This window comes from Emticicia fluvialis (genome assembly GCF_024793945.1).
Lineage (GTDB): Bacteria > Bacteroidota > Bacteroidia > Cytophagales > Spirosomataceae > Emticicia > Emticicia fluvialis.
Genome location: NZ_JANUSD010000008.1, coordinates 26,703 through 50,334, shown reverse-complemented (window position 1 = coordinate 50,334; position 23,632 = coordinate 26,703). Strand labels below are relative to the sequence as shown.

At 43.3% G+C, this 23,632-nt stretch carries 12 protein-coding genes; 5 read left to right on the top strand and 7 right to left on the bottom strand.

The features are described from left to right. Positions 1-305 precede the first annotated feature (305 nt). Positions 306-3,626, top strand: coding sequence for a preprotein translocase subunit SecA (gene secA / locus NZ848_RS10765; protein ID WP_259015490.1), 3,321 nt, complete (start codon positions 306-308; stop codon positions 3,624-3,626). A 93-nt stretch (positions 3,627-3,719) separates the two neighbouring features. Further along, positions 3,720-4,223, top strand: a complete 504-nt coding sequence (locus tag NZ848_RS10760) for a methylated-DNA--[protein]-cysteine S-methyltransferase (RefSeq protein ID WP_259015489.1) — start codon at positions 3,720-3,722, stop codon at positions 4,221-4,223. 66 nt (positions 4,224-4,289) lie between these two features. Here NZ848_RS10760 and NZ848_RS10755 read toward each other — a convergent pair whose 3' ends face one another. From NZ848_RS10755 to rpoB, 3 genes are all read right to left on the bottom strand, one after another. Continuing rightward, a complete protein-coding gene (locus tag NZ848_RS10755) occupies positions 4,290-4,847 on the bottom strand; it encodes a fasciclin domain-containing protein (protein ID WP_259015488.1) in 558 nt (185 codons plus the stop codon). A gap of 281 nt (positions 4,848-5,128) precedes the next feature. After that, the gene (rpoC, locus tag NZ848_RS10750; RefSeq protein ID WP_253532370.1) at positions 5,129-9,445 is read right to left on the bottom strand and encodes a DNA-directed RNA polymerase subunit beta'; all 4,317 of its coding nucleotides are present in this window, start codon (positions 9,443-9,445) and stop codon (positions 5,129-5,131) included. A 78-nt stretch (positions 9,446-9,523) separates the two neighbouring features. Continuing rightward, positions 9,524-13,381 (bottom strand): DNA-directed RNA polymerase subunit beta, encoded by a 3,858-nt coding sequence (gene rpoB, locus NZ848_RS10745; protein ID WP_253532368.1) that lies wholly within the window; start codon positions 13,379-13,381, stop codon positions 9,524-9,526. 517 nt (positions 13,382-13,898) lie between these two features. Here rpoB and NZ848_RS10740 point away from each other — a divergent pair. Then, entirely contained in the window at positions 13,899-15,104 is a 1,206-nt protein-coding gene (locus tag NZ848_RS10740; protein WP_259015487.1) for an RsmB/NOP family class I SAM-dependent RNA methyltransferase, read from the top strand. Positions 15,105-15,186: 82 nt separating this feature from the next. On the opposite strand, the gene NZ848_RS10735 is transcribed toward NZ848_RS10740, so the two are convergent. Further along, positions 15,187-15,627: a thioredoxin family protein gene (locus tag NZ848_RS10735; RefSeq protein WP_259015486.1), complete on the bottom strand. Its 441-nt coding sequence runs from the start codon at positions 15,625-15,627 to the stop codon at positions 15,187-15,189. Positions 15,628-15,795: 168 nt separating this feature from the next. Between NZ848_RS10735 and NZ848_RS10730 the strand changes: the two genes are divergently transcribed. Continuing rightward, positions 15,796-17,202, top strand: coding sequence for a serine hydrolase domain-containing protein (locus NZ848_RS10730; RefSeq protein ID WP_259015485.1), 1,407 nt, complete (start codon positions 15,796-15,798; stop codon positions 17,200-17,202). A 186-nt stretch (positions 17,203-17,388) separates the two neighbouring features. Here the strand turns inward: NZ848_RS10730 and porG are convergent, their stop codons facing one another. Then, positions 17,389-19,101, bottom strand: a complete 1,713-nt coding sequence (gene porG, locus NZ848_RS10725; protein ID WP_259015484.1) for a type IX secretion system protein PorG — start codon at positions 19,099-19,101, stop codon at positions 17,389-17,391. Between the two features lie 231 nt (positions 19,102-19,332). Then, positions 19,333-21,420 carry a S9 family peptidase gene (locus NZ848_RS10720; protein ID WP_259015483.1) on the bottom strand — a complete coding sequence of 696 codons (2,088 nt, stop codon included), beginning with the start codon at positions 21,418-21,420 and terminating at the stop codon, positions 19,333-19,335. A gap of 192 nt (positions 21,421-21,612) precedes the next feature. Here NZ848_RS10720 and NZ848_RS10715 point away from each other — a divergent pair, with 192 nt between their 5' ends. Beyond that, positions 21,613-23,094 (top strand): M20/M25/M40 family metallo-hydrolase, encoded by a 1,482-nt coding sequence (locus NZ848_RS10715; RefSeq protein ID WP_253532349.1) that lies wholly within the window; start codon positions 21,613-21,615, stop codon positions 23,092-23,094. Between the two features lie 49 nt (positions 23,095-23,143). Here the strand turns inward: NZ848_RS10715 and NZ848_RS10710 are convergent, their stop codons facing one another. Next, positions 23,144-23,536, bottom strand: a complete 393-nt coding sequence (locus NZ848_RS10710; RefSeq protein ID WP_259015482.1) for a MerC domain-containing protein — start codon at positions 23,534-23,536, stop codon at positions 23,144-23,146. Between the last annotated feature and the right edge of the window lie 96 nt (positions 23,537-23,632).

Sequence of the window (23,632 nt, the reverse complement as noted above, 5' to 3'; positions counted from 1 at the left end):
TACTGTTTTTTAAATCCAAAATTGAAGAAGAAAAGGCAGATTTGCTACGTATCTAAAAAGAAAAAGTATTAAATAAAGTTTAAAATTTTACCGTTCACCCTATTTCATGGACAGATATTAACAATATTCCTCTATTTTTGTGGTTATTAAACTGTCATAAAATCTTAAATTTGCAGCCTTTCATTCAGAAACGGTTTGCAATCAGCCATTTAATAATTGACAAAATGGCAGGTTTACCCGCTTTGGAGAGGTATTTGACGGGTAATATTTTTTATACATCAGAAATTAACGAACAAGATATACAAATGTTGAATTTTTTAACCAAGGGAATCACCCAGATTTTTGGAACAAAGTCTGATAGAGATAATAAGGAGTTACAGCCTTATGTAGGACAGACAAACGAAGAGTTTGCCAGGTTACAAAATCTTTCCCATGATGAGTTTCGTCAGAAAACAGTAGATTTACAAAATTATATTGCCCAGAAACTGGCTCATATCGACGACCAGATCAATCAATTGAGAACAAGTATCAGCGAAAACCCTGATATGGAGGTGGATGAAAAAGAGGCTGTTTTCAAAAAAATTGATTCGCTTAAACTCGACCGCAATAAAGAACTGGAAGAAGTTCTGATTGAAATACTACCCAAGGCTTTTGCCATTGTAAAAGAAACAGCCCGCCGTTTTACTGAAAATAACGAAATTGTTGTTACCGCCACACATCTTGACCGCGAACTGGCCATGAAGAAAGGGCATATCAGAATTGAGGGCGATAAGGCTATCTGGCAAAACCAATGGCAGGCAGCAGGTAACATGATAACCTGGAACATGGTACATTACGATGTACAGATTATTGGTGGCGCGGCGCTTCATAAAGGTAAAATTGCTGAAATGGCAACCGGCGAAGGTAAAACCCTTGTGGCTACGTTCCCTGCGTTTCTGAATGCACTTGCCGGTAAAGGTGTACACATTGTAACCGTGAACGACTACCTTGCCCGCCGTGACTCGGAGTGGATGGCACCTATTTTTGAGTTTAACGGTATCACCTGCGATTGTATCGATAAATACCCCGCCAACTCGTCGGCTCGCAGAGCAGCCTACCAGGCAGGTATCACCTATGGTACCAATAATGAGTTCGGGTTTGATTACCTGCGCGATAACATGGTAAATGACCCCGAAGAACTGGTACAACGCGAACACCACTATGCTATGGTAGATGAGGTTGACTCAGTTTTGATTGACGATGCCCGTACGCCTCTGATTATCAGCGGGCCTATGTCTCGCACCGGTGATGAAGAGTTGTTCCTATCGCTCAAGCCGCGTATCCAGCGCATTGTTGAAGCACAGAAAACCCTTACCAACAGCTACCTGAACGAAGCCAAAAAACTGATAGCAGCCGGCAATAAAAAAGAGGGTGGCCTGGCCTTGTTTCGTGCTTTCAGAGGTTTACCTAAAAGCAAACCGTTGATTAAGTTCTTGTCTGAGCAAGGCATGAGACAGATTTTGCATGAAACAGAGTCTACTTACCTGGCAGAAAACCAGAAACTGATGCCGGAAGCCGATGCTCCGTTGTACTTTACCATTGAAGAAAAAAACAACTCTATTGAGTTAACAGATAAAGGTCTTGATTTTATATCCAGCGAAGGCGAAGAGCAAAACTTCTTCCTGATGCCTGATTTGGGTGTTGACCTGAACGCCATTGAGAAATCTGATTTAAGCGAGCAGGAGAAAATTGTTAAAAAAGACGAGCTGATTCGTGATTACTCTACCAAAGCCGAGCGTATTCATGCCGTTAACCAATTATTGAAAGCCTATACCCTGTTTGAGAAAGACGTAGAATACGTAGTACTAGACAACAAGGTAATGATTGTTGACGAGCAGACAGGTCGTATCATGGATGGCCGCCGTTGGTCAGATGGCTTGCACCAGGCAGTTGAAGCCAAAGAAAACGTAAAGGTTGAAGATTCAACCCAGACCTACGCTACCATTACGCTTCAGAACTATTTCCGTATGTACCATAAGCTGGCCGGTATGACCGGTACGGCCGAAACAGAAGCAGGAGAGTTCTGGAAAATCTATAAGCTGGACGTAGTGAGTATCCCTACCAACAGAGCCATTGTTCGCCGAGACGAAGAAGATAAAGTGTATAAAACCGTTCGCGAAAAATATAATGCAGTAGTTGAAGAAATTGAACAACTGGTAAAAATTGGTCGCCCGGTTCTGGTTGGTACAACTTCGGTTGAGAACTCGGAAATATTGAGTAAAAAACTGACACTTCTGAAGGTTCCGCATCAGGTATTGAACGCCAAGCAACATGCCCGTGAGGCAGATATTGTAGCAGAGGCCGGCAAACCAGGTACAGTTACCATTGCTACCAACATGGCGGGCCGCGGTACGGATATTAAACTGACACCTGAAAGTAAAGCTGCCGGTGGATTGGCCATTATTGGTACCGAACGCCACGATTCGCGCCGTGTAGACCGCCAGTTGAGAGGGCGTGCAGGTCGTCAGGGAGACCCGGGCACATCGCAGTTCTTTGTGTCGCTGGAAGACCAGCTGATGCGTTTGTTCGGTTCTGACCGCATAGCGAAAGTAATGGACAGAATGGGTATGGAAGAAGGCGAGGTGATTCAGCACTCTATGATTACCAACTCTATTGAAAGAGCACAGAAAAAAGTAGAGGAGAATAACTTTGGTACCCGTAAGCGTTTGATTGAGTATGACGACGTAATGAATATCCAGCGTGATACAATCTATAAACGCCGTAAAAATGCGCTTTTTGGTGACCGCCTTTCTTTAGACATCGCCAATATTCTTTACGATACCTGTAATGATATCGTGATGAACGCAGAGGGCAATTATGATGAGTTTGAGCTGCGCTGCATTCAGAAGTTAAGCATAAAGCCTGAAATTGAGCGTCATGAGTTCACTAAGGGAAACAGCAAGCTGGTAGACCGATTGTATCAGCAGGCTGAAAGAACCTACAAAGCCAAGAATGATGCCATCCGTAAAAACATGGTGCCTGTGCTGGCTGATGTGCTGAAAGACCGCCGTGCAATGGTTGATGAGCCGTTTATTGCCATTATTGGTGACGGCACCCAAAATATAGGCTTATACTGCAACCTGAAAAGCGCCGTAAATAGTGATGGCCGTGAGCTGATTAAAGAAATTGAAAAGAATATTTCGCTGACGGTAATTGACCAGGAATGGAAAGAACACCTGCGTGACATGGACGACCTGAAACAATCGGTTCAGAATGCCTCTTATGAGCAAAAAGACCCCTTGTTAATCTATAAATTTGAGGCGGTAGAGTTGTTTAAGAATTTCCTGAACAAGGTTAATACCGATACCGTGAGTTTCTTGATGAAAGCCAATGTGGTAGAGCTTCGTTTCCAACAAATGGCGGCTCCTCAGAAAGAAGACAAACCGAAATTGCAAACCAACAAGGCAGACGAGGGCGATGGTGGTTCTGATTCTTCTGTACGCGCCACCCCGGCCCGCCAGCAGAAAATTGCCGATAGAAACCAACGTGTAAGCGTGCAGTACAAAGATGGTACCATAAAACGTGATGTAAAATATAAACACGTGGAAGAAGACGTAATAAGCGGAAAAGCCGTTTTGATTGACTAACCTGTGTTTTAGATACAATACCTAACAAAGTCGCTGATTTTTTTGGCGACTTTGTTGTTTAATAAGCCTATATTCAGGTAAAATTCAACAGGAATGATTTACGTAAGGCATTATCAATCACCATTGGGAGCGCTGGAGCTCATAGCTACTCATACACACCTTACCCATGTTCTTTTTCGGGAAGCACAGAAAAAACCCAGCCGACAATTGAAGGAAACGCTCGAAAATTCACCCATTATTGATGAATGTATCAGGCAATTTGATGCCTATTTCAGCGGTCAGCTTACCGAGTTTGACCTGCCACTGCTTCCGGCAGGAACCGACTTCCAAAAGTTGGTATGGGAAACCCTCAAAAGCATACCCTACGGCAAGACAATCTCTTATCTTGAGCTATCACGTCGGTTGGGTAATGAAAAGGCCATCAGAGCTGTGGGCGTAGCCAATGGCAATAATCCTTTAACTATCATCTTACCCTGCCACCGGGTAATAGGTTCTGATAAAACACTGGTGGGCTATGGTGGAGATTTATGGCGTAAAGAATGGCTTCTTCGCCATGAAGGCAGCCTGCCAAAACAAGAACAACTCAACCTCTTCTAAAACAAAAACAGCAAAAGGTTATCTGAATAACCTCTTACTGCTTTATATATTAACCCGCTGATTTTCTTATTGCCTACTTACTACCATTTTGCTTTCAGAAGGCATCAGTATTGAATCTACCACATAAGTTATACCGTTACTCTGGTATATTGGCTTAGAGGTAATTGATGCAATAGCACCGCTTTCGTCAGTAATAACTATGTTATCTCCGCTGGTTGTAAACTTAAGATACCCGCCTTGCATAGTCTTTACTGATACCGATCCACCGTTTCCATTCACGGCGGTTTTTATACTGTTTGAATCCCAGATACCATCTATTACGTGGTATAACAAAACCTTGTTTAGCGCCGATTTAGATTGTCTTGAAGCAATTCTGGCAAAAGCGTCATTTGTAGGCGCTAAAACAGTAAATAGCCCTGGCCCTTGCAGCGCATTGGATAACCCTACCGCTTTAACCGCCGAAATAAACTTGGTATGGTCTCTCGAATTCTCCAGATTTGTCACCACATTCTTATAAGAACTCATCTCTGCGCCGCCAACTGACACCTTTCTTGCGTCTGACTGCTGCGCAAGTGTCGCAAATGAAATGAAAGCAGACACTAATAACAATGATATAGTTTTCATGCTTTTATTGGTTTATGTGAAAATTAGTTACGGAGCCTGTCAGGCTCTGTATTAACTATAAAGAAAACATTCCACACCTTTTATCTACCTTTTTACTAGCCCAAAAAGGTAATAATACCCCATTTGTTGTAGATTTTGTTCCTACAAAAAAAATAAAACTACCAACTTAAGGTAATGCTGAATACGTTAATAACCCCAATAAAAAACAAACTCCTCCCCACCAAAAGGCAGGGAGGAGTTCTTATCATTACGTGATTCAAAGACTTAAATCACTGTATTATTTACACATATTCTCTGCGTTGTTTCGCAGCTTCCTGAGAGCGACGCTTTTCAGCGGCGGCTTCCAGTTCAGCTTTGCTACCAACCAGAATGTTCTGGTATTTACGGTTACCAGTTCCGGCAGGAATCAGGTGACCTACGATAACGTTTTCTTTCAAACCTTCAAGCATATCGCGCTTACCTCTTACAGCAGCCTCTGACAATACTTTGGTGGTTTCCTGGAACGATGCCGCAGAAATGAATGACTCTGTACCTAACGAAGCAGTAGTGATACCTTGCAAGGTAGGACGAGAAACGGCCGGCATGGCATCACGCACCTGAATCTGCGCAAGGTCAGCACGTTTTAAACGGCTGTTTTCATCACGCATTTCGCGGGCGGTGATAATCTGACCAGGCTTAAACTTGTCAGAAGCACCGGCATCCATTACTACTTTTTTGTCCATAATTTTGTCGTTCGCTAAACGAACCACCCATTTATCTACCATCTGGTATTCAAGGAACAAAGTATCTCCTGAATCAACGATTTCAACTTTCTGCATCATCTGACGTACAATAACCTCAATGTGCTTGTCTGAAATCTTCACACCTTGCTGGCGATAAACGGCCTGTACTTCGTTAACGAGGTATTCCTGAACGGCGGTAGGCCCTTTGATACGTAGAATATCAGCCGGAGTAATGGCGCCATCAGATAGTGGGTCACCAGCTAAAACGAAGTCACCATCCTGTACCAGAATCAGTTTCGACAGAGGCACCATGTATTTCATTTTAACACCGTCTTTTGCTTCTACAAAAATCTCACGGTTACCACGTTTAACATTACCGTACTGAACGATACCGTCAATCTCAGAAACAACGGCAGGGTTCGATGGGTTACGAGCCTCAAATAACTCGGTTACACGAGGCAAACCACCGGTGATGTCGCGGTTCATATTAATAGCGCGAGGAATCTTGGCCAGAACCTGACCTGCTTTGATAGCCTGACCGTTTTCTACAGTCAAACGTGCCATTACAGGTAAGTTATATGCTTTTTCGTCTTCGCCGCTGGCGGTTCTGATAATAATGGCCGGGTTTTTAGAACGGTCTTTAGACTCGATAATAACCTTATCACGGAAACCGGTCTGTTCGTCAGCCTCTTCTTTAAAGGTAATATTTTCTTCGATGGCTTCGTACTCAATGGTACCATCCAACTCAGAAAGAATAACGGCATTGAACTGATCCCAGTGACAAAGCGGGTCACCTTTCTTCACAACATCGCCATCTTTTACTTCAAGCGTAGCACCGTAAGGTACGTTATTGGTAATCAGGATGTTATTGGTACCTTCTTCAACGATACGGATTTCACCACGACGACCCAACACGATGGTAATTTCGTTACCTTCACGGTCAGACGATTGTACGGTACGCATCTCTTCCAGTTGAACAACCCCACCGAATTTGGCTTTGATGCTGGCATCAGAGGCAACGTTCTGGGCAGTACCCCCTGTGTGGAACGTACGAAGTGTAAGCTGTGTACCAGGCTCACCGATTGACTGCGAGGCAATAACACCCACAGCTTCACCGATGTCGGCCATACGGCCGGTTGCCAGGTTACGTCCGTAACATTTCGAACACACACCTGTTTGCGTTTCGCAAGTCAATGCCGAACGAATCTCTACTGTTTCAATGGCTGTTTCGTCAATTTCAGCAGCAATTTCTTCAGTAATTTCCTCACCTGACTTGATAATCAGTTTTTTGGTAAGTGGGTCAATGATATCATAAACTGATGTACGACCCAGGATACGTTCTGATAACGGCTCAACGATATCTTCGTTGTCTTTCAATGCAGAAACCTGAATACCGCGTAGTGTACCGCAGTCTACTTCGTTTACTACCACGTCCTGAGCTACGTCATGCAAACGACGTGTCAGATAACCCGCATCGGCTGTTTTCAAGGCTGTATCGGCCAAACCTTTACGGGCACCATGGGTAGAGATAAAGTACTCTAGTACGTCAAGGCCTTCTTTGAAGTTTGACAAAATCGGGTTCTCGATGATTTCACCTACTGAACCCTGAATATTTTTCTGTGGTTTCGCCATCAATCCACGCATACCACCCAACTGACGCACCTGCTCTTGCGAACCACGTGCACCAGAGTGCATCATCATATAGATTGGGTTGAAACCTTTCTGGTCTGCTTCTAATTGTCTCAACAATACCTCACGGATACGTGTGTTTACACGGCCCCAGATATCAATAATCTGGTTGTAACGCTCACGCTCGGTAATGATACCAAACATATAGTTGTTTTGTACCTCTTCTACTTCTGCTTTGGCATCGGTGATCAATTTTGTTTTTTCTTCCGGTATAATGATGTTATCCAAACCGATTGACAAACCTCCTCTGAAGGCCGTCTGATAACCCAGTTCTTTAATATCATCAAGGAATTTTGCTGTACGGGCATATCCGGCTTCTTTAAATACGCGACCAATCAACTGTTGAAGTTTTTTCTTGGTCAACAATTCGTCAAGATAACCTACTTCTTCAGGCACACACTGGTTGAACAGAATACGACCTGCCACTGTATTTACTATTTTCAATACCAACTGGCCGTTTTCATCTTTCACTTTCACACGGCATTTAATGTGTGCGTGTTTAGAGATTCTACCTTCGTTCAAGGCAATGATTACCTCTTCAGGAGAATAGAATGTCATTCCATCACCAGGAACCGGATCATCAGCAGAAGAAACACGTCCTTTAGTTACGTAGTACAGACCCAACACCATGTCTTGCGATGGTACCGTAATTGGCGCACCATTGGCAGGGTTCAGGATGTTGTGCGAAGCCAGCATCAGGATAGATGCCTCCATGATGGCTTCCTGGCCAAGCGGCACGTGTACCGCCATCTGGTCACCGTCAAAGTCGGCGTTGAAGGCCGTACAAACTAATGGGTGCAACTGGATAGCCTTACCCTCTACCAATTTAGGCTGGAAAGCCTGAATACCCAAGCGGTGAAGCGTAGGGGCACGGTTTAGCAGAACCGGGTGGCCTTTCAATACGTTTTCAAGAATATCCCAAACTACGGCATCTTTTCTGTCAACAATTTTCTTGGCAGATTTCACTGTTTTCACAATTCCGCGTTCAATCAGTTTTCTGATAATAAACGGTTTAAACAGCTCTGCTGCCATATCTTTTGGCAAACCGCACTCATGTAGTTTCAATTCAGGACCTACCACAATTACCGAACGACCCGAGTAGTCAACACGTTTACCTAAAAGGTTCTGGCGGAAACGGCCTTGTTTACCTTTCAACATATCTGAAAGTGATTTCAAAGCACGGTTACCTTCAGAACGAACGGCGTTTACTTTACGAGAGTTGTCGAAAAGTGAATCGACAGCCTCTTGCAACATACGTTTTTCGTTACGCAAGATTACCTCAGGCGCTTTGATTTCCAACAGACGTTTCAAACGGTTGTTACGGATAATCACACGGCGGTAAAGGTCATTCAGGTCAGAAGTTGCGAAACGACCACCATCAAGAGGTACAAGCGGACGCAATTCTGGTGGAATAACCGGCACCATACGGATAACCATCCACTCTGGTTTGTTTTCAATACGTGTATTGGCGTCACGCAATGCCTCTACCACTTTCAGACGTTTCAAAGCCTCAGCTTTACGTTGTTGAGAAGTATCAGTAGCGGCGGCGTGGCGTAAGTCATAAGACAATTCATCCAGCTTGATACGAGAAAGCATCATTTCTAATGCTTCTGCACCCATTTTGGCGATAAATTTGTTCGGGTCTTTATCGTCAAGCATCTGGTTTTCTCTTGGCAGTTTATCAACAATGTCAAGATATTCTTCTTCAGTCAGGAAGTCGTTGGCAGAGATACCATCTTCTGCCTTGATACCCGGCTGAACAACCACGTAGCGTTCATAATAAATAATTTGGTCAAGCTTCTTAGACGACATTCCTAACAAATACCCGATTTTGTTAGGTAAACTGCGGAAGTACCAGATATGCGCCACAGGTACTACCAGTTCGATATGCCCCATGCGCTCGCGGCGCACTTTCTTTTCGGTTACCTCTACACCACAACGGTCGCAGATAATGCCTTTGTAACGAATACGCTTATATTTACCACAATGACACTCCCAGTCTTTCACAGGTCCGAAAATACGCTCGCAAAACAAACCACCCATTTCGGGTTTGTATGTACGATAGTTGATAGTTTCCGGCTGTGTAACTTCTCCAAACGAGCTTTCCAGGATTGACTCAGGTGAAGCCAAGCTGATGGTTATGCTGTTGAAGTCGCTGTTAAGTTTTTTATTTTTCTTTAAAGACATTTTCCTTATGATTGATGTGAAAATGATTTTTTAAAATCTGATGCGTGTTTCCCGAAAGAAACACGCAGGTAATATTGCTTATTGCAGGGTAATTTCAAGTGCAAGGCCTCTCAGCTCGTGCACTAATACGTTAAATGACTCTGGGATGTTGGCTTTCGGAAGGTTTTCTCCTTTAACGATAGCCTCGTATGCTTTCGCACGGCCCACCACGTCGTCAGACTTAACTGTCAGAATCTCCTGCAGGATATGAGACGCACCAAAGGCCTCAAGCGCCCACACCTCCATCTCTCCGAAACGCTGACCACCAAACTGTGCTTTACCACCCAGCGGTTGTTGTGTAATAAGAGAGTATGGTCCGATAGAACGGGCGTGCATTTTATCATCAACCAAGTGGCCCAGTTTCATCATGTACATGATACCTACCGTAACTTTCTGATCGAATGGCTCACCCGAAAGACCGTTGTATAGCTGCGAACGACCAAACGGAGGAAGCCCCGCTTCTGACAACTCTGCCGAAACCTGTTGCTCAGTAGCGCCGTCAAAGATTGGTGTAGCATATTTACGACCTAACTTACGACCCGCAAGACCCAGTACAACTTCATAAAGCTGACCGATGTTCATACGAGAAGGTACCCCAAGTGGGTTCAGCACGATATCCATTGTTGTGCCGTCTTCCAGGAATGGCATGTCTTCGTCACGCACAATTCTGGCAACAACCCCTTTGTTTCCGTGGCGACCCGCCATTTTATCACCTACTTTCAGTTTACGTTTTTTAGCAATGTAAACTTTAGCAAGTTTCACGATACCTGCCGGTAGCTCATCACCTACTTCAAGAACGAATCTTTCACGTTTGAAACGGCCGATTACCTCGCTACGGCGAGCCAGGTAGTTTTTACAAAGCGCTACTACCAGTTTGTTGGTGTCTAACTCATCTGTCCAACCATCCAGAATCACGTCTCCCAAAAGGTTAACCTCTTCAGGCACGTTATACTGGCTTTCGTCAACATAATTGTTTTTATCCGGGAACAAGTTGTTGGCAATATTCGAACGGTTGAATTTCACGCCTTTCGATATCAGCTCATCACCGAATTTATGTTTCACGCCTGCCGAAGTTTTGCCGTCAAGCAATTCCACGATTTTATCAAGCATTCTGTCACGCAATTCAATCAAAGCTCTGCTGTGTTTTTTCATCAGGGCTTTCAGCTCGTCTTTGTGTTTCGAACGCTCTTCTTTACTTGGGCGAGAGAATAATTTTGTATCAATAATCACACCGTCCATTGATGGTGGCGCTTTCTTCGAAGCATCTTTCACGTCGCCGGCTTTGTCGCCAAAGATGGCACGTAAAAGTTTTTCTTCAGGTGTTGGGTCAGACTCACCTTTTGGTGTAATCTTACCAATCAGAATATCTCCTTCTTTTACTCTTGTACCAATGCGTACAATACCGTTTTCGTCAAGGTTTTTAACGGTTTCTTCCGAAACGTTCGGTATCTCAGCTGTTAGCTCCTCTTCACCACGTTTGGTGTCACGTACTTCCAGTTCATATTCTTCAATATGGATAGAAGTAAAGATATCTTCACGTACAACTCTTTCAGAAATTACGATGGCATCCTCAAAGTTATATCCCTGCCAAGGCATGAAAGCAACCAACAGGTTACGACCCAATGCAAGTTCTCCACCCTGAGTAGCATATCCTTCTACCAGAATCTGACCTTTTTTCACTTCCTGTCCTTTTAATACAATCGGACGGATGTTGATACAGGTATCCTGGTTGGTACGACGATGCTTAATCAATTCGTAGGTGGTAACGTTGGTATCGAAACTAACCAGATTTTGTTCTTTGGTCCAGTTATAACGTACCTTAATCATGTTAGCATCCACAAACTCAATCACACCATCTTCTTCTGCTACTACAAGGGTACGTGAGTCACGAGCCAGGCGGCCTTCAAGACCTGTACCTACAATTGGCGCTTCAGGGCGTAACAATGGCACTGCCTGGCGTTGCATGTTTGAACCCATCAGGGCACGGTTGGCGTCATCGTGTTCAATAAACGGAATCAACGATGCAGCAACCGATACAATCTGGTTAGAGGCAATATCCATGTAGTCAATTGAATCAGGAGTCTTCATCGGGAAGTCACCCTCATAACGACATTTCAAGGTATCAACCAGGAAGTTACCCTCTTTATCTACATCGGCCGTAGCCATGGCTATGTTTTTACCATCTTCTTCTTCGGCTGTCAGATAAATCAGTTCGCTGGTAAGTTTACCATTCTCAATTTTCAGGTATGGGGTTTCAATGAAGCCCATGCTGTTGATTTTGGCATACGTACAAAGCGATGAAATAAGACCGATGTTCGGCCCCTCTGGCGTTTCGATAGTACACAAACGACCATAGTGGGTATAGTGAACGTCACGAACCTCGAAACCGGCACGCTCGCGGCTCAAACCTCCCGGCCCAAGGGCAGACATACGACGTTTGTGCGTAATCTCGGCCAATGGGTTGGTTTGATCCATAAACTGCGACAGCTGGTTGGTACCGAAGAATGAGTTAATAACCGACGAAAGCGTACGGGCATTAATCAAATCAACCGGTTTGAAATCTTCGTTATCACGAACGTTCATACGTTCTTTGATGGTACGTGCCATACGCGCCAGACCTACGCCAAACTGGGCATATAGCTGCTCGCCTACTGTACGCACACGACGATTCGAAAGGTGGTCGATATCATCGACTACCGCCTTAGAGTTAATAAGGCTGATTAAGAACTTAACAATCTCAACAATATCTTCAGTGGTTAGCACCCCTGTTTCCAATGGAGTTGTCAGGTTCAGTTTCGTGTTTACACGGTAACGACCTACCTCTCCTAAATCATAACGTTTGTCAGAGAAGAACAAGCCCTGGATAATCTCACGGGCAGTGGCCTCATCAGGAGCTTCGGTGTTACGCAACTGGCGATAAATCTGCTCAACGGCCTCTTTTTCAGAGTTTGAGCTATCGCGTTGCAAAGTGTTATAAATAATGTTGAATTCTGAAACGTTGGCGTCTTCGCGGTGTAAAATAACCGACTTCTGCTCTGTGCTCAGGATAATATCAATGTCACCTTCCGAAATGATAGAGTCACGTTCTAAAATCACTTCGTTACGGTCAATTGATACCACCTCACCTGTATCCTCGTCAACAAAGTCCTCAGTCCAGGTTCTCAGAACACGTGCTGCTAAGCGACGGCCGATAGCTTTGGTAAGGGCTTCTTTTGAACCCGGAATTTCTTCTGAAAGACCAAACAGGTTCAGGATTTCTTTATCAGAACCAAACCCGATGGCACGAAGAAGTGTAGTAACCGGGAATTTCTTCTTACGGTCAATGTAAGCATACATAACGTTGTTTACATCTGTAGAGAACTCTATCCATGAACCTTTCATCGGAATCACACGGGCAGAGTAAAGCTTGGTTCCGTTTGTATGCTTGCTCATAGAGAAGAATACACCCGGAGAACGGTGCAGCTGAGACACGATAACGCGCTCGGCACCGTTGATAACGAAAGAACCTCTTTCGTTCATATAAGGAATGTTGCCCAGGAATACTTCCTGCTCAATCGTCTCGAAATCCTCGTTATCGGCGTCATTACAAATCAAACGTAATTTCGCTTTTAAAGGAACTGCGTAAGTAAGACCTCTGTCGATACACTCATCTACCGAATATTTCGGTGGGTCAATTGTATAATCAACAAACTCCAATACGTAGTTCTCGCGTGAATCGGCGATTGGGAAGTTTTCAGCAAACACATTGTAAAGCCCTTCTTTTTTGCGGCTTTCGGCTGGTGTGTCAATCTGGAAGAAATCCTGAAACGATCTTACCTGCACATCCAGAAAATCAGGATAATCAATAGCAGGAAAAACCGTTGCAAAACTTTTTCTACCGGTTACTGTAAGACTCAAGGCTTTGAAAGTTTTAAGTTTATAATTTTTTAAACTACATGCTGTTTCATAATAGCAACAAGCTTATGACAGACTCTTGAGAGTGAGGTACTTATGCTTATAAAACCAGCTGAAAATATATATTTCGTAGTGAAGAAAATAATTGCCCCTGTTCAACTGCCCTACGTGAAACAAGTTGTGTATCGGACAAAAATCTCATGAATGATAAGCGTTTTTAAAGAGAGTATCGCTAAATAGGGTGCGAAGTTACAAAATATTAACTTAAATAACAAATTCTTATTGCACAAATGTTTGTATTATTTGAAATTTTTCTTTATTTGCTGATTTTTGGCATTAAATACCGCCCCATCAGTATGTAATTAGGGTACTTTACTCTGGCTACGGCCTTCTGAACAAGGTTTTTACTAGAACCAGTATTTATGTTGAAAACTGAACGCCTTCGAAAAATACACCCCTGTATTTCGGCATCCCACAAAAAAGCCTGAACTTTGTGCTTTTTATAAACAGATATTGATTAATGAAATACCATAGAGTATTGGTTGAAGCCATCGTTTACGCGCTGCAACAAATTTTTATTGAAAACCGGCAGGCCGACAAGGTAATTGAATATGTGCTGAAATCTAACAAAAAATGGGGCAGCCGCGACAGAGCCTTTATTGCCGAAAACACTTATGAGATTGTACGCTGGTGGCGGTTACTGAAATTTGTAACTCAGCTCTCTGGCTCTAAAGTTACAGAGGCGGCTCAATTCTGGCAGATATTCGGCGCCTGGCGCGTGTTGCAGGGAGATAAACTACCCGACTGGCAGGAATTTGCTGGTCTGAATCTAAAAAATATTACAGCCCGTTATGAAGAAGCCCAGCACACCAGAAAAATAAAAGAATCGGTGCCGGACTGGATTGATGAAACCGGTGAAAAAGAATTGGGCGAACAATGGAACGCCGAACTGCAGGCCATGAATCACCAGGCTCCGGTAGTGTTACGCACCAATACCTTAAAAACCAGTGTAGCTGAACTACAAAAGAAACTCAACGAGGCTGGTATTGAAACAGAAACCCTGCCTGATGCCCATGATGCATTGGTATTAAAACGCAGAGCCAATGTATTTGCCACCGAGGCCTTTAAGAACGGCCTCTTTGAAGTGCAGGATGCCGGCAGCCAGTTAATAGCGCCGTTTCTGGATGTTCAGCCGGGTATGCGTGTTATAGACGCCTGCGCCGGTGCAGGAGGCAAAACATTGCATCTGGCTACGCTGATGGAAAACAAAGGCCGCATTATTGCCATGGATGTAGAAGATTATAAGCTGCAGGAACTACAAAGACGTGCCCGCCGCAATGGTATTGGCAATGTGGAAACCAAACTGATAGAGGCTAAAACCATTAAAAGGCTGAAAGAAAGCGCCGACAGACTGCTATTAGATGTGCCGTGTTCTGGCCTGGGTGTTTTAAGACGTAACCCCGACGCGAAGTGGAAACTAAAGCCTGAGTTTCTGGATAACATCAGAAAAACCCAGACCGAAATTATAAGTAACTACTCAAAAATGCTGAAACCCGGCGGCAAAATGGTTTATGCCACCTGTAGTATACTGCCCTCTGAAAGCGAAGCGCAGGTGCAGCAGTTTCTGGCCACCCATACAGGTTTTGAGCTCATTGGCGAGCAGCGCACGTCACCTGCCAAAGAGGGGTATGACGGTTTTTATATGGCACTACTGCAAAAACAGTAAACCCGATTGCCTGTGAACGAAAAAGAGGAACATCCGCCCCTCTTTTTCGTTCATATCTTACAAAACCGGCATCAGCCTGCTATTATACTTTTCTTTTAGCAGCGGCACGCTTTGCCGTATTCAGCAACTGGGGGGCTTCGGTATATCCTAAAACCGACTGCACCACTTTCCCGTTATTAGGGTCAATAAAAAACAAGGTTGGGTAGGCTTGTACATCATATATGCCAGACAACTTCACGCCCTCGCCTTCTTCCATATCCATAGCTACATTAACAAAGTTCTGGTTAAAGAATTCGCCCAATTGCTTATCGGGGAATACTTTTGCCTGAAGCGCCTTGCATGGGCCACACCAGGTAGTGTAAGCATCCATAAAAATAAGCTTTTTCTCTGCTTTGGCCTTTTTAATTATTTCTTTCCATGAAGTTTTCTCTTCAAACTTAATACCTGTGGCAGATGAATGCTGAGCAAAGGTTGACCAACTCAAAAACAGCCCTAGAGTTGCCAGAAACAATCTTTTATTCATTTCTAAAACGATTTAAAATTTTTGCAAGAATAACGATAAAAATCGGAGTTTTAGTTTGTTACGCCAAAAAAACATGATAATCGTTTGACACCCGGTTTACCTCTTATAAAGTTTTACTTTGAGATATAACCAGACAGACCGACATTTAGCCTGTTAAACCAATACCTCATGAAAAAAATACTATTTCTTCTGCTACTTTCATTTTCTGCCACCGGGCAATCAAACCAAAAAAAAATTGATTCAGTAAGGGTGCTCGTCGAGAACGCATTCAACGAAAAAAATCCGGCTAATCTCTTTCAACTGACCGGAGAAGTGTTCAGGAAGCAACTGCCCGAAACTGAACTAAAAAATGTAATAACGCAGCTTCATAACCAACTGGGTACATGGAAATCTTCAGTGTTTGTAAAAAGCGTTGATGGTGTGGCTTTCTACAAAGGTATTTTTGAAAAAGCAACCCAGGACGTTTATTTAGCATTAGACGCATCAGATAAAATATCTACGCTACTTTTCCGGCCTAATGCCGATAATAAACCTAAAAAAGATTATCTGGTTGCAACCGATAACAAGATGCAGACCGCCTTAGATGTTAAGGTTGATAGTATAGTAAGGCCATATATCCAGTTAAAACATACCACAGGCCTGGCTTTGGCCATTGTTACTGATGGCAAGGTATACACCTACAATTATGGCGAAACCAAAAGAGGAAACCACCAATTACCAGACCCAAACAAAACGTTGTTCGAGATAGGCTCTATCAGTAAAACCTTTACTGCTATTCTACTGGCTGATGAGGTAGTAAAAGGCAAAATGGCGCTCGATGACCCAATTAACAAATATCTTCCGGATTCTATTCCTACATTGGCATTCAAGGGTGTGCCTATTACGCTTAAAAGTTTGTCAAACCACAGTTCGGGGCTACCAAGGCTGCCCATTAACCTTTACAAAAAAGGAGACCCAATAGACGAACCCTACAAAAATTATGATACCGAACGGATGTACACCTATCTGAAACACTTTAAGCCGTTCCGTGAAGTAGGCCTCAACTATGAATATTCTAATTTTGCCGTGGGATTGTTAGGTAATATTTTAGCTGTACAAAACCACACCACCTACGAAAAACTTCTGGCTCAGAAAATAACCGGCCCTCTGGATATGAAACATACATTCATTACTATACCCGCAAAACAGGAAGGCAACTTTGCGCAGGGCTACAACGAAAAAGGTGAAGCCACCTCACCCTGGGACCTGAACAGCCTGGCAGGGGCGGGCGGCATACGGTCGACAATTAACGACATGGTTATATATACACAAGCCAACATGAACAAGGCACCTGCAAATCTACAAAAAGCAATAGACCTTACCCACGCCATTACATTTGAACAGGGCCAACAGATTATTGGTCTGGGCTGGCATTTAACTAAAAATAGAAACATTTATCAGCATTCGGGAGGAACAGGGGGATTCAGAACCTTGGTTGCTTTTGATAAAACCAAAAAAACAGCGGTTGTGGTTTTGTCTAACTCAGCCGAAGAAGTAGCTCCTATTGGTTTTGAATTATTAAAATTAAACAAATAAAAACCCCAGGTATGGCTGACTGAATATTGAATTAGATTATAACCAATGTGGATATCACACAACAATAACAGTTTATTTTAAAGATAATATAGCGCTTAAAACAGGCCATCTGCATTGATACAAAACAAAACCCCGGATACACATACTGCGTAGCCGGGGTTTATTTATTACTTTATTACTTAGCTCTTATTTCAACTGGAACTCAATACGAGTGTTGGTTTTCTTGCCATCCGGAGTTGTGTAAGGAGTTGAAGGATCTTCGTCTCCTTTTCCTTCGTAGGTCATGCGTGCTTTGCTGATACATTTCTTTTTCAAGAAGTAAGCATAAACAGCGCAGGCACGCAATTTAGCAGCACGAAGGTTGGCGGCTGTGCTTGGGCCATCGTTGTATGCCACTACAGTAAGCATACTATCAGGGCATCTTTGCAACAATGTACAAACGCGGTCAAGTTTTTTGTATGATGTTGGTTTCAATTTGTTGGTTCCGCTGTAGAATTCAATTCCCTGAGCTGCTGCGCTTAGTTCATCCAATTCTTCTTTGGTAATCATACATCCGCTTAGCGTTCTGTAACCCGGAGCCATACCGTTTACGTAACCTTCAGGACAACCATCGTTTGATGCAAGACCAGGCAGGTCAGGACATTTATCTTTATCGTCAGCTACACCGTCATTGTCGCGGTCAGGGCAACCTTTAGCTGCTACAGAACCGGCAACTCTAGGGCAAGCATCATCTTTATCAGGAATACCGTCGCCGTCTGTATCAGGGCAACCTTTCAGTGAAGCCGGACCAGGTTCGTTAGGACAAGCATCTTCTTTATCTGTAATACCGTCACCGTCTGTATCAGGACAACCTTTCAAGGCTTTCAAACCAGGCACGTCAGGACAAGCGTCATCTTTATCAGCTACGCCGTCTTTGTCGCGGTCAGGACAACCCTGCAAAGAAGCAGGACCCGCTAAAGTTGGGCAGGCATCATCTTTATCAGCTACGCCGTCACCATCTGTGTCAGGACAACCATTCAAGGCCATTGGACCAGCCTGAGTAGGGCAGGCATCATCTTTATCAGGGATACCGTCACCGTCTGTGTCAGGACAACCCTGGAATTTACGAAGACCCTTTTCATTTACACAGGCGTCGCAACGATCAACAACACCGTCTTTATCTGTGTCTTTATCACCAAAACGGTAAGATACCAGTAAATTACCTACAGCGTAACCATCATTATAAGCTTTATTAGACACAAGGCTTGTAGTAGCGCGGCTTGTTCCATCAAGATAATCAGAGAACGCGTAGCGGTAACCCACTTCAAGACCCAATGTCCATCTTTCTGCTACATTATATTTTACACCTAAACCAAACGGAATTGCAAGCGCACCTTTTTTAAGGTTTGCTTTGTCTTCATCCATCCATGATTGCAACGGAGGGGCAGTAGCACCCGACTGAACCGTTACTGTAGGATTAGTGAAAACACCTGCAAGACCACCATATAGATAAGGTGTCAGGTTTCTTTTAAAGCCTCCGTCACAGAAATACTTGCGCTCGCCGAAAGGATATACTTCAGCAAGTAAAGATAATTCTGAAAGAGGTGAAGTAAATTTCAGACGACGATAATTCCATCTTCCGTTAGGGTTATCCAAATCGTTTCCGGCTAAACCACCAAAGAAGACCTGACCTCTTACCGCAAAATAGTTACCCAGGTGACGACGAACAAATGCGCCGAACATAGGACGGTTTTGTGAAAGATAAGATGCATCTTCTTGCATGTCTCCATAGTTCTGGTTAACTCCAAGCAGGAGGCCTGCCTCCCATTTGTATGGCTTGCAAACTTTGCAGGTGTCTTGAGCTTGCGTTGTCAGGGCAAAGACGAATAACGACGCAAATACTAGTATTGCCTTCTTCATGTTGGGGAATTTTTTGTTAATTCAAAAATAAAATGTTGTAAAAAAATTGGACTAAATAAAATATTAAGGTCACAATCTGTTCGGAATATGGTGGCAAATAAAAAACAAATAGTTAGAAATTTAAAAAAAACGGGCTCATTTTTTTTGAAAATATGATTAATTGGTAAAAACACCCGGTTAAAACCGCATTTAGCCCTGAATATTTCTGAACTACACCTGCCTTTCGAAATTTCAATGTAAGGCATTGGCTAAATCGAGCATAAATACATACTCTTTCGCTATCAGCTTCAGAGAAGAAAAACGACCTGATGCACCCCCATGCCCAGCCTCCATGTCTGTATACAATAACAGCAGGTTTTGGTCGGTTTTTCTGGTGCGTAATCGGGCCACCCATTTTGCGGGCTCAAAATATTGCACCTGCGAATCATGTAAACCGGTAGTTATCAACATATTAGGATAGTCCTTAGCATCGATATTGTCGTAAGGAGAATAAGACAGCATATAGTCATAAGACGCTTTGTTTTTGGGGTTACCCCATTCTTCAAACTCTCCGGTGGTTAGTGGTATGCTTTCATCAAGCATGGTAGTAACCACATCTACAAATGGTACGGCTGCTACTATGCCCTTGTACAAATCAGGCTGCATATTATTAATGGCGCCCATCAGTAACCCACCTGCGCTACCCCCCATGGCAAACAATTTGGCGGGGCTGCAATACTGGTTAGCAATTAGGAACCGGGAACAGTCAATGAAGTCATAAAATGTATTTTTCTTATTAAACATTTTGCCGCTGTCATACCATTCGCGGCCCATTTCCTGCCCCCCGCGTATGTGAGCAATGGCATAAACAAACCCCCTGTCGAGGAGGCTTAAACGTACCGAACTAAAGGTGGCATCGGTTGAGTATCCGTAAGAACCATAAGAATACTGTAACAAAGGGGCCGTGCCGTTTAGCAGTGTGTCTTTACGATAAACAATTGAAACCGGTACCTTTACTCCGTCGCGAGCTGTTGCAAAAACCCGTTCAGATACATAATTGTTTTTATTGAAGTCGCCCAAAACGGCCTGCTGTTTTTTCAATTCTACCTCACGGGTATCAAGGTTATAGTCAAATGTAGAACCGGGCGTTGTAAGCGATGTATAAATGTATCTGAGCACATGGGTGTTAAAGTCTGGATTAGTGCCAATGTAGGCATCATAGGCGGGTTCGCTGAACTCAATATAATGGTCATTGCCGCTGGTCTGATTAATTACCCGCAATTGAATAAGCCCCTCTCTCCTTTCCTGCAATACCAGATGGTTGGTGAATACCTCCATCGACTCCAGAAAAACATCTTTTCTGTGAGCAATTACCTCTTTCCATTTTGTTTTATCGGCTGCTTCATTTTCCTTTACCTCCAATAGTTTAAAGTTAGCGGCCTTGTTCTGATTAGTGCGGATATAAAATTTATCATGCAAATGCTCAATTACGTATTCATGCCCGCGTTCTCTTTCGGCAAATACTTTAAATTCGCCCAATGGCTTTGCAGCCTCTAACAATCTGTATTCGGTAGATACGCCGTTGTGGTCGCAACTGATGGCAATGTATTTTTTGGATTTCATTCTATAAAGCCCCATGTAAAACTGGTTGTCTTTTTCTTCATATACCAGTACGTCGGTCTTTACATCGGTACCTAATTCGTGGCGCCATACCTGATACCCCAGCAGCGTTTGCTGGTCACGGCGGATATAAAAAAATGTTTTGTTATCTGCCGCCCAGGCATAGTAGCCTCCTTCTGTGTTTTTTATCTGTTCCTTATATAATTTACCTGTTTTCAGGTTTTTGAATCTGACGGTATAGTTGCGTCTGCTAACGGTATCTATTCCATAGGCCATCACCTCATCGTTATCGGTAATTTCATACCCGCCGATATTAAAATAAGGTTTAGCTTTCCCGAGTTTATTACCGTCGAGCAGTATTTCTTCAGGCGCATTCAAACTTTCTTTTTTGCGGCAATAAATGGGGTATTCGCCACCTTCCATATATCGGTAATAGTAAAAATAGTTGCCTTCCTTAACCGGCACCGATTCGTCTTGTTCCTGAATACGGCTTTTCATTTCCTGAAATAGCTTTTCTTCAAAATCCTTTACCGGAGCCATCACCTGCTCAAGGTAGGCATTTTCAGCATTCAGATATGCTATAACCTCGGGGTTTTCTCTTTCATTAAGCCAATAGTATTCATCTATGCGGGTGTGGCCATGTACTGATAATTCTTTGGGTTGCGGTTTTGCTACGGGTGGGGTAATCCCATCGTGTTTCATTAGTTGTATTGTACTCATATTGTTATTTTTAGGAATTTTCTTTCTGTATCCAGATAATATATGAATTTTAAACCGGCATACCTTCGCCGGCTTTTGGTTTTTATATTAACCGTTAAAAAACGGTTTTTTGTTCAACAAAGAAATAATTACGATTTTTATACCTAATATTACGGGTATAAACTAAATGAAATTAAAATAAATACAGTGTAGATGAGAAAGAGAATTTTACTTTTGACAGTTGTTGTAAGCGTCTCGTTGTTTTCTGCTTTTACTTTACCCAAAGACGAGTTGGAAGAAGTTTTCGGAAAAATCAATGATGATGTCCTGAATCGCGGCCGTGCGTATGAAACTCTGGGTGAAGCCACCTCAAGCATCGGGCATCGCCTTACAGGAAGCCCGAATGGTAAAAAAGCTGAGGATTTTGCCTATAACTTGTTGAAGGAATACGGTTTTGCCGACGTGAAATATATGCCTTTTGAGGTTGAATCGTGGGCAAGAGACACCGTTAGCCTGGCTATTGTACCCAAAGGCAGTGATAATTTCAGAGATGTTGAGGTAGTGGCACTGGCGCATTCGCCGGTTTCGTCGCACATCAAAGGCCCGATTGTAGATTGTGGCGACGGTGTAGAGGCTGACTTTGAAAAAGTAAAAGATCAGGTTAAAGGTAAAATTGCGTTGTTCAATATCAACCTGCAATCGCCGGAAAACAAAGGCAAGAAAAACCTGCACCGCTCTGAAAAAACAGCATTGGCCATTAAATACGGCGCAGCGGGGGTAATTATTGCCAACGCGGTTGAAGGAGGCGTACTGCTTACAGGAACGGCCTCTGTTACCGGCGCGCTGATTCCGATTCCTGCTGTTTGTGTATCGGTTGAAAGTGGCAAGCAGATTCGGAAATGGATGAACGAAGAGCCTAATCTGCTGGCGGTAATTGATATGCAGAATTTCAGCCGCCCTATTAAAGCCAGAAACGTGATAGCTACCCTACCCGGAAGTTCTAAAAAACTTAAAGATGACAAAATTGTAATTGGCGGACACCTGGACTCGTGGGATCTGGCAACAGGTGCAATGGATAACGGTATTGGCTCTTTTACTGTTTTAGACGTAGCACGGGTGTTTCAGGCATTGAAACTGAAAACCAAAAGAACTATTGAGTTTGTGATGTTTATGGGCGAAGAACAAGGCCTGCTGGGCTCTAAGGCCATGGTGAAAAAATATCTGGATGAGGGAAAACTGGATAAGGTTCAGTTAATGATGAATCTGGACATGGTAAACAATGCCCGCGGGTTTAATGCAATGGGGCGCCCTGAACTGAGGGCTTTCTTTGATGAAGTAGGCACTAAAATCAGAAAAATTGATTCCAGCTATACCAACACCAATCCGAACGGAGCCGGTTTGCACTCAGACCACCAGCCGTTTATGATACAGGGAGTGCCGGTTTGCTCGCCGTCGGGCAGTTTCCCGGTAAAAGCCTACAACTGTTATCATGCCAACTGCGACCGCTTTGATTTAATTGATAAAAAACAAATTAACAATAATGTTCGCTTCACAGCCATGATGCTTTATGCCCTGGCCAATGCTGATGCATTGCCTACAAAGAAAATGAATGATGAAGAAACCAAAGAGTTTTTGATTAAACAGAATCTGAAAAACGAGCTGATAATTGGCAAAGACTGGCGTTGGAAAGAATAAGATTTTATACCGGGGCTCTCATGAAAATGAGGGCCTTTTTTATGGATGATTAATGCTGGTGGCTATGGCAGGCTCTTTTATGAAAATACCAGTTTAAGCCATAAGCAAGGGACATTAACAGACCGCCGCTTACATTAAAAATGGTTTCGTAGGCGTTAGAAACAATAAAGATACCCAGCATATTAAATGCCAATGCCAGAGTTAACAAAGCAAGGGGAAGCGAATTACGATGATTCTTGTAATCTTTTAACAAAAGATAAACCGCCAGGCAGGCACTTATGGCAATCAGAAAAAACTCTGATTTTTCGCTGATGGTATTTTTACTCAGATAAGGTAATGATGTTATTATAAAAGGCATAGCCAGACAATGCACCATGCAGAGTATAGAAAGCCACAGACCTACTTTATTGAGATTATGATAATGAGTGAATATTTTCCGCATACTCCATGTGAAATTGTATCACAGAAACCGTGACACAAAGATAGAACAAATATGCAACATCATTGCAATTGTTTTAGTTCAATCTTATCTGTTCTT